Genomic DNA, 8304 nt, shown 5'->3' with positions numbered 1-8304 from the left:
ACAATACTGATTGATATTGTGTACAAAAATAACCTTGTACGAATACTTATATTTTATTCGATGTAAACAATCAAAGGTTATTTAACATTTATTTTTCATTTGTGATTTTGGGAAAATATTTTTACGTAAAGATAATTCATGTAAAGCAATGATTTCTAAGGATTGCGGGGTAAGCAGATGCTTAGAATGATTGCTCGATGTTGAAAAAATGTTGCGTTCAGGGGTTGCGAATTTCTGAAGATGATTCATAGTACACAAAGTTCTTTTGAATTGTATACAATCGAAAAGGAGGTTCGAATGGCTAAAATGAAGGCAATCGAAGCAGCAGTAGAAGTGCTGAAAAAAGAAGGCGTGGACATTGCCTTCGGGGTTCCGGGTGCGGCGATCAATCCCATGTACGCGGCGATGAAAAAGCTGGGTGGCATTGATCATGTGTTAGCGCGTCACGTGGAAGGCGCTTCGCATATGGCGGAAGGCTACACCCGTACTAAGCAGGGCAATATCGGTGTCTGCATCGGAACATCAGGCCCGGCAGGGACGGATATGATCACCGGGTTGTACTCTGCAGCTGCAGACTCGATTCCAATCCTTTGTATTACGGGTCAGGCTCCGACGTCCCGACTGCATAAAGAAGATTTTCAGGCTGTTGACATTGAGTCGATTGCTAAGCCAGTCGCAAAATGGGCGACCACAGTGCTTGAGCCCGCTCAGGTACCACGAGCCTTTCAACAGGCGTTTCATCTGATGCGTTCTGGCCGACCAGGCCCGGTATTGATTGATCTGCCTTTAGACGTACAACTGGCAGAAATTGAATTCGATATCGAGACGTATGAACCGTTGGACGCTTATCAGCCGAAAGCGACAAGGTCGCAGGCGGAGAAAGCATTGGAGATGATGTGTTCATCGAAGCAACCGGTGATCGTTTCCGGTGGCGGTGTCATCAATGCCGGAGCGTCAGATTTGTTGCAGCAATTTGCTGAGATTACGGGTGTACCCGTTATTCCAACGCTGATGGGGTGGGGATCGATTCCGGATGACCATGAACTGATGGCGGGTATGGTGGGATTACAAACTGCCCATCGCTACGGGAATGCGACACTACTGGCATCTGATTTCGTTTTCGGTATCGGCAACCGCTGGGCGAACCGCCATACCGGTTCATTGGATGTGTATACCAAGGGCCGCACGTTTGTGCACGTAGACATTGAGCCTACCCAAATTGGGCGTGTCTTCTGTCCGGACTTAGGCATTGTGTCGGATGCTAAAGCGGCCCTTGAACTACTTGTCGATATCGCCCGTGAATGGCGCGACGCCGGTAAATTGCCAGCTCGTGGTGACTGGGTCAGTGATTGTCAGCAGCGTAAAGCAAGCATGCTGCGCAAGACGCATTACACCGAAGCGCCTATCAAGCCGATGCGTGTGTATGAAGAGATGAACAAAGCGTTTGGTCGTGACACCTGCTATGTCAGCACGATTGGTTTGTCTCAGATTGCTGCGGCTCAGTTCCTGCACGTGTATGAGCCGCGCAACTGGATCAACTGTGGCCAGGCGGGCCCGCTGGGCTGGACAACACCGGCGGCTCTGGGCGTACGTGCTGCAGATCCGAGTCGAGATATCGTGGCCATTTCAGGGGACTATGACTTCCAGTTCATGATCGAAGAGCTGGCGGTCGGTGCGCAGTTCAACTTGCCGTATATCCATGTGCTGGTGAATAACTCCTATCTGGGTTTGATTCGTCAGGCCCAGCGCCAGTTTGACATTGACTACTGTGTACAGCTTGCGTTTGAAAACCAGAATGCGCCAGAGCTGAATGGTTACGGTGTCGACCATGTGGCGGTTGTTGAAGGCTTGGGCTGTAAGGCTATCCGCGTGACGGATCCCGAGCAGATGCAGGACGCATTTGCACAAGCGAAGACACTGATGGACAAACACCAGGTGCCGGTTGTGGTCGAAGTAATCCTAGAGCGTGTGACCAATATTTCAATGGGTGTGGAAATCAATGCGATTAACGAATTCGAGTCGCTTGCCGAGGGCATCAATGATGCACCAACGGCACTGGCCCATCAGCAATAATTTCCATCGACAAACCAAACAATCTGCTGGCTCTCTGTTCGGGATCCAGCCTGAAAAGGACATCACAATGCCAAAATTTGCTGCAAATTTATCCATGCTGTTTACCGAAGTCGATTTTCTCGATCGTTTCAAGGCGGCCGCACAAGCTGGCTTTCAGGGCGTGGAATACCTGTTCCCGTACGCCTTTGATGCAGGAGAGATTAAGCGAAAGCTTGATGATAACCAATTGACTCAGGTGTTGTTTAATTTACCAGCCGGAGACTGGGACGCCGGTGAGCGAGGAATTGCCGTTGACCCAACTCGGATAGAGGAGTTTCAGGCCGGGGTCGCGATGGCCATTGAATACGCAAAAGTGCTGGGAAATACCCAAATCAACTGTCTGGCGGGGATCACGCCAAAGGGCGTTACCCCGCAAGATGCGCATGCTACTTTTGTGGTTAATCTGCGTTATGCCGCACAAGAGCTGAAAAAAGCAGGTATCAATTTGGTGATTGAAGCCATCAATACCCGTGACATCCCGGGCTTTTTCCTCAATACCACTGAGCAGGCCAAAGCGGTCATCAACGACGTTGGCAGCGACAACTTGTTCATCCAGTACGACATCTACCACATGCAGATCATGGAAGGTGACATCACGCCAACCGTTAGCGCTAACATCAACCAAATTGCGCATGTGCAACTGGCAGATAACCCTGGCCGACATGAGCCGGGCACTGGTGAGATCAACTATCCGTTTGTGCTGAGTCAGCTCGATCAACTGGGTTACCAGGGCTGGGTGGGCTGTGAATACAAACCGCAGTCCACCACCACCGATGGACTGAACTGGATGAATCAGTATCGCTAACCAATACAGTTAAGGAGAACAGAATATGAAGATTGCATTTATCGGTACCGGCATCATGGGTAAGCCTATGGCGCAGAATCTGCAAAAAGCCGGACACGACATCATCCTTTCAGACCACTTTAATCAGCCACCGAGTGAGCTGGTGGAGGCTGGCGCTTTGGTGTGTCATTCCCCTGCTCAAGCGACTGAACTGGCGGACGTAGTGATTTTGATGGTGCCAAACACACCGCAGGTCGAAGAGGTTCTGTTTGGTGACAACGGCATTGAAGCGGGTCTGAACTCAGGTGGTGCAGCAGGTAAGCTCGTGATTGATATGAGCTCTATCTCACCTATCGCGACCAAGGCGTTTGCGGCTCGCATCAACGAAAGTAGTGCAGCCTATTTGGATGCACCGGTTTCCGGTGGTGAGGTCGGCGCAATTAATGCGGCGCTGAGTATCATGGTCGGTGGTAGTCAGAGTGCGTTTGATAAAGCCCGTCCGCTTTTTGAGGTGATGGGTAAGAACATCACTCTGGTGGGAGAAAATGGCGCAGGTCAGACTTGTAAAGTGGCGAACCAGATTATCGTGGCATTGAATATCGAAGCTGTGTCTGAAGCACTGGTGTTTGCTTCTAAAGCAGGCGCGGATCCGGCGCGAGTGCGTCAGGCTTTACTGGGTGGTTTTGCCAGCTCAAAGATTCTGGAAGTTCATGGCGAACGCATGGTGAATGGCACCTTTGACCCTGGCTTTAAGATAGCACTGCACCAGAAAGATTTGAACCTGGCACTGACCGGTGCGCAAGAACTTGACGTTGCACTTCCCAATACAGCCACTGCGCAGGAGCTGTTTGAAGATTGTGCGGCGATGGGTGGAGAAAACTGGGACCATTCGGCGCTGATCAAAGCGATCGAAAAGCGTTCTGGTCACTCAATCCGCGACTAATCCCTAGTGGGATAACGGCAGGTGCTTCCTCTCGCCTGCCGACTTCAATTCCTTACTAAATCGCGTAGTTTCGTCTCCTTTTATACGCGTTCCCGTCGTAAGGCAAAGGGACAGAGCGGACTCCTTTCGCCGCTTTGAACTGCAGGCGCCCGGCGCCTTACTTCGGGATTTTTCTTTTCTGTCATCTAAGGAGTGGCTGATGGACATCGAACCAAAACAATTTTTACACCAACTGTTCCAGAGTGCGGTTAATCAGGCTTTGCCCAAGGGGCACATCGCTCAGTATTTGCCGGATGAGTTGTTCACCTCACCGGCCAAAGGTCGCATCGTTGTTGTAGGGGCCGGGAAAGCTGGCGCGTCGATGGCGGCGGAGCTGGAAGCGGTATTTCAGGCGCGAGGTCAATCCCATTGGGAGCGATTGGAAGGCTTGGTGGTTACCCGTTACGGACATACTCAGGCTTGCGAACGAATTGAGGTCATCGAAGCTGCTCATCCAGTGCCGGATGCCATGGGTCTGGATGTGGGACAACGAGTGGTGGCTCTACTCGATGAACTGACAGAAAACGATACCCTGATATGCCTTATTTCAGGTGGGGGATCCGCATTGCTGAGCTTGCCTGCGGGCAACATCTCGCTGGCCGAGAAGCAGGCGATCAATAAAGCGTTGCTGAAATCCGGTGCCGCCATCGACGAAATGAACTGCGTGCGCAAACACTTATCGGCGCTCAAAGGGGGGCGTTTGGCAAAGCTGGCTTATCCGGCTCAGGTGGTCACACTGGCGATATCGGATGTGCCCGGGGATGAGCTCAGTGTGATTGCTTCAGGGCCGACGGTGCCAGACGCGACCACTCGCTTTGATGCGCTGGCTATCCTCGAACGGTATCAGATAGACATTCCTGCCAGTGCCTTTGAATGGCTCAATTCACCATTATCTGAAACGGTCAAACCCGAGGAGGCGTGTTGGGCACAGTGTGTCACTCATTTGATTGCGACGCCGCAAATGGCGTTGCAGGCGGCGGCGGCCGAAGCGGAAGGGCTCGGAATTACAGCCCACATTCTCAGTGACTGTATCGAAGGTGAAGCTCGTGAGGTCGCCAAAATGCACGCAGCGCTGGCCAAGCAAGTCGCGCAGAAAAGCCAGCCATTCAGCGCACCGTGTGTACTCATCTCCGGTGGTGAAACAACGGTGACAGTCAGAGGAAATGGGCGAGGAGGACGGAATTGTGAGTTCCTGCTCAGTCTGTATCAAGAATTAAATGGAACGCCGGGTATTTATGCTCTGGCGGCCGATACCGATGGCATTGACGGTGTGGAAGATAACGCCGGTGCCTGGATAACGCCAGACAGTGTTTTAAATGCTTCTAGCCTGAAGCTCAATGCAGAGCACTATTTGGCTGACAACAACAGCTATGACTTTTTCGAGCAGATCGGACAGTTACTGTTCACCGGCCCGACATTGACCAACGTAAATGATTTCAGGGCAATTCTGATTCTCTGACCAGACTCCTGTCACGAGAAGCTTTGCGGCACACTGAAGGGCATGAGCGGTGTGCCGCTTTTTTATTTCTCGGGTATAGGAGAGCAAAAAATGACAGCAAAAGTCGTACTACTCGCTATTTTTTATAACGAATTCTTGGTGTTACCTGAGCCATTGTTTAACATCAGACGTTATTAGGATGACTCGGGGGTGAAGCATGTCGCGCATCAGACGCAAAAATCAGGATTTGATCATCGAAGTGGCCAGCGAGCAGTTTGCAAAGCAAGGGTATGCAGCCACTACAATGGCCGATATTGCCAAAGCTGCTGAGCTGCCCAAACCCAATGTATTTTATTATTTCAGCTCAAAAGACAAACTCTATTACGCGGTATTGCAAACGGTGACTCAGCCTCTGCTGGAAGCCTCTAAGCCCATCGAAGAACTTGATGACCCGGTTGAAGCATTGAGCCGTTATATTGAAACGAAACTCAGAATTTCTCGCGATCACCCCCATGCCTCGAAGGTGTTTGCGAATGAAGTGATGTCGGGCGCTAAAGCATTACCAGAGGACATTGGCCAAGAGCTGTTTGAACAATCCCAGATGATTCTGAACAAGTTTCGAACCTGGCAGGAGCAGGGGTTGATGGACGCGGTGCCACCGCATCATCTTATGTTTGCTATTTGGGCCGCTACGCAAACGTACGCCGATTTTGGTTGGCAGATTTGCAATGTCATGCAGAAACCACAGCTTGATAATGATGACTATCAACAAGCAGCTCAGTTTATCACTCAACTGGTGATTCAAGGTTGTCATGTTCGTTCCCGCTGAGCAGTGACTCAGCGTTTCCTAGAGAAGTTGTTCGATGAATATGAAAGAGTTTTCCCTTCAGACGGGACTGTCTGCCCACACTTTGCGTTATTACGAGAAGATCGGTTTACTAAAAAATGTTCAGCGAAATGCCAGTGGTCATCGGGTTTATACTGCCAGAGAGCGCGAATGGGTTGGATTCATTGTACGTTTGAAATCCACCGGTATGCCGTTAGAGCAAATTCAGCGTTATGCTGAGCTACGAGAGCGGGGGGAGAAAACAATGCAAGCCCGACAACAGTTGCTCGAACAGCATCGGCGCGAATTACAGCAACATATTGATGAGCAACTCGAACATCTCGACGCACTTGAGGTAAAGATACAATTTTACCGTGATAAACTTAGTTCTTGACTTAGAGTAAGCTCTAACTTGTAAGGTGATGTTCCAACAAGTAAAAAAGGAACGCATCATGCATTCATCAAGATTTGAAATTGGGTTAGAAAAACTCTCGGAGATTGACGGCGAAGCCGGGCATAATGTTATCACCAGTCTGGAAGACATCTGCCCGGATCTGGCAAAGTTGACGATTGAGTTTCCATTCGGTGACATTTACTCCCGCCCCGGGTTGGATTTGAAATCTCGCGAAATTGCTACGGTCGCGGCACTGACTGCCATGGGCAATTGTCAGCCGCAGTTGAAGGTGCACTTACAAGCAGCGTTGAATGTCGGTTGTAGTGAAGAGGAACTCAAAGAGGTTATTCTGCAGATGGCCGTTTATGCTGGTTTTCCGGCGGCTCTTAATGGCATGTTTGCGCTGAAAGATATCCTTTCTGCGCGAAAATCTGCGTGATCAAAAAAGGCTTGCACCTGGTGCAAGCCTTTTTGTTGTGTGCCGCTTAATGGAAAACCTGACTACTGAAATGGATGAATTTGCTGTGCTCCATTAGCCGTCTGAACGCCGTTTTATCGAGCATGATCAGTGTTTCGTGATCACCTGCTTCCAGGTAGACATGATCCAAATCTGTCAGTGATGTATCACACACCATCGCCATATGATAGGCCCTGCCGACTGGCGGAATGGCGCCATTTTCACAGTCATTAAACATCCGGTAAATCTCTTGTTCTTTGACCAAGTGAAATGTGGCATTCATCTCGTCGTTCAATATCGCCAGATTGATTTTGGCGTTAGCGGGTAGGATGGCCATCATATGCTTGCCATCATGATCTTCCAGTACTACTCCTTTCGCCAGATGGTTAAGAGGAACTCCAGCGGCAATTCCGCTGTGAAGAGAGCTGTGGCTGTGTTCATGGCTGAGTGTCTGAAAGCGGATATGGTGCTCATTCAGGTAGTGACTCAGCCGGGTTGCCATGGTCATAGAAACCTCCTGTCTGAGGTGGCTTTTGTCCTCTTAATTATAGGAAATATGTCCCCATTAGGCTGTGAATTCATTAAGTCGCTGTAACGCTGCAAGATGAATAGAGTGAACGTGACCCGCCTCTAAATTCAATAACTTAACGTTGAACCTGTATTCGTAATCTTTAATATGCGTTTTTCTTATATAAAACCAAGAGCATATAAAGTGAAACAATTATTTCTGTTAACGGCCGCCTGTTGTGCGGTCTCGTCAGGGGTTCAAGCCAAAGTTGTCACCTACCCAGCAGTGTCATACTGCGCAGAGAGTATCGCGGAACGAAACGTTCAGTTTGCCAAACTGAAGAGTGAGAAGGGAAGCTATGAAGCGGCGATGAGCATTGCTATGAGTGAGAAAGTCGGGCCAGATGCCGCCTCATCTTCGTTCATTTTTGAGCCCGCCTACGGACGTACAGAACGCTATTTTACCTGTACGATCCCTTTGTCTGATGAGATCGGGCAATTTCAGGTCAACATGCACGCTTCCCTAGATAACATCAATTCTGGTCGTCCTGGAGGATGTACATTCTCGCGAGTTCGACGAATCAGTGATGGTGGCGGGTGGAAAATTTTACGTTTCGCTGAACCCGGTGGATTCTGGTGGGGAGATCTCACCCGAAACGATGGTTTTGTGACGTACTCTCAAAGTGTGGACAACCAGTTTCAACGCTCAACGACACTGGAAGCGAAGTGTCGTACCACCTGGGATCAGGGCGCTGTTAAACTGCATCACATTGAACTTGAATATTAAATCGCCAAAATGTTTCG

At 49.8% G+C, this 8304-nt stretch carries 9 protein-coding genes; 8 read left to right on the top strand and 1 reads right to left on the bottom strand.

The annotated features are described in order from the left end of the window. Positions 1-297: 297 nt before the first annotated feature. From gcl to CAG65_RS13110, 7 genes are all read left to right on the top strand, one after another. The gene (gcl, locus tag CAG65_RS13140) at positions 298-2073 is read left to right on the top strand and encodes a glyoxylate carboligase (RefSeq protein WP_021705103.1); all 1776 of its coding nucleotides are present in this window, start codon (positions 298-300) and stop codon (positions 2071-2073) included. A gap of 67 nt (positions 2074-2140) precedes the next feature. Continuing rightward, positions 2141-2917, top strand: coding sequence for a hydroxypyruvate isomerase (gene hyi / locus CAG65_RS13135; protein WP_021705104.1), 777 nt, complete (start codon positions 2141-2143; stop codon positions 2915-2917). A 25-nt stretch (positions 2918-2942) separates the two neighbouring features. After that, positions 2943-3839 (top strand): 2-hydroxy-3-oxopropionate reductase, encoded by an 897-nt coding sequence (locus CAG65_RS13130; protein WP_021705105.1) that lies wholly within the window; start codon positions 2943-2945, stop codon positions 3837-3839. Between the two features lie 199 nt (positions 3840-4038). Then, positions 4039-5337: a glycerate kinase type-2 family protein gene (locus CAG65_RS13125; protein WP_021705106.1), complete on the top strand. Its 1299-nt coding sequence runs from the start codon at positions 4039-4041 to the stop codon at positions 5335-5337. A 196-nt stretch (positions 5338-5533) separates the two neighbouring features. Then, positions 5534-6145, top strand: coding sequence for a TetR/AcrR family transcriptional regulator (locus CAG65_RS13120; RefSeq protein ID WP_021705107.1), 612 nt, complete (start codon positions 5534-5536; stop codon positions 6143-6145). A gap of 34 nt (positions 6146-6179) precedes the next feature. Then, positions 6180-6536 carry a MerR family transcriptional regulator gene (locus CAG65_RS13115; RefSeq protein ID WP_021705108.1) on the top strand — a complete coding sequence of 119 codons (357 nt, stop codon included), beginning with the start codon at positions 6180-6182 and terminating at the stop codon, positions 6534-6536. Between the two features lie 58 nt (positions 6537-6594). Next, on the top strand, positions 6595-6975 hold the full coding sequence (locus tag CAG65_RS13110) for a carboxymuconolactone decarboxylase family protein (protein WP_021705109.1): 381 nt from the start codon (positions 6595-6597) through the stop codon (positions 6973-6975). A 46-nt stretch (positions 6976-7021) separates the two neighbouring features. On the opposite strand, the gene CAG65_RS13105 is transcribed toward CAG65_RS13110, so the two are convergent. Continuing rightward, a complete protein-coding gene (locus tag CAG65_RS13105; protein WP_021705110.1) occupies positions 7022-7501 on the bottom strand; it encodes an aminoacyl-tRNA deacylase in 480 nt (159 codons plus the stop codon). Between the two features lie 204 nt (positions 7502-7705). Between CAG65_RS13105 and CAG65_RS13100 the strand changes: the two genes are divergently transcribed. Continuing rightward, entirely contained in the window at positions 7706-8287 is a 582-nt protein-coding gene (locus CAG65_RS13100) for a hypothetical protein (RefSeq protein WP_021705111.1), read from the top strand. The last annotated feature ends 17 nt before the right edge of the window (positions 8288-8304 follow it).

Source organism: Vibrio sp. V39_P1S14PM300 (assembly GCF_009904765.1).
In the GTDB taxonomy this organism is placed as follows: Bacteria; Pseudomonadota; Gammaproteobacteria; order Enterobacterales; family Vibrionaceae; genus Vibrio; species Vibrio proteolyticus.
This window is presented reverse-complemented; position numbering and strand designations above follow the sequence as displayed.

Coding starts and splice junctions, on each gene's coding strand:
- CAG65_RS13120 (WP_021705107.1), top strand. CDS start 5,534: ATGTCGCGCATCAGACGCAAAAATCAGGATTTGATCATCGAAGTGGCC.
- gcl (WP_021705103.1), top strand. CDS start 298: ATGGCTAAAATGAAGGCAATCGAAGCAGCAGTAGAAGTGCTGAAAAAA.
- CAG65_RS13115 (WP_021705108.1), top strand. CDS start 6,180: ATGAATATGAAAGAGTTTTCCCTTCAGACGGGACTGTCTGCCCACACT.
- CAG65_RS13125 (WP_021705106.1), top strand. CDS start 4,039: ATGGACATCGAACCAAAACAATTTTTACACCAACTGTTCCAGAGTGCG.
- CAG65_RS13105 (WP_021705110.1), bottom strand. CDS start 7,501: ATGACCATGGCAACCCGGCTGAGTCACTACCTGAATGAGCACCATATC.
- hyi (WP_021705104.1), top strand. CDS start 2,141: ATGCCAAAATTTGCTGCAAATTTATCCATGCTGTTTACCGAAGTCGAT.
- CAG65_RS13110 (WP_021705109.1), top strand. CDS start 6,595: ATGCATTCATCAAGATTTGAAATTGGGTTAGAAAAACTCTCGGAGATT.
- CAG65_RS13130 (WP_021705105.1), top strand. CDS start 2,943: ATGAAGATTGCATTTATCGGTACCGGCATCATGGGTAAGCCTATGGCG.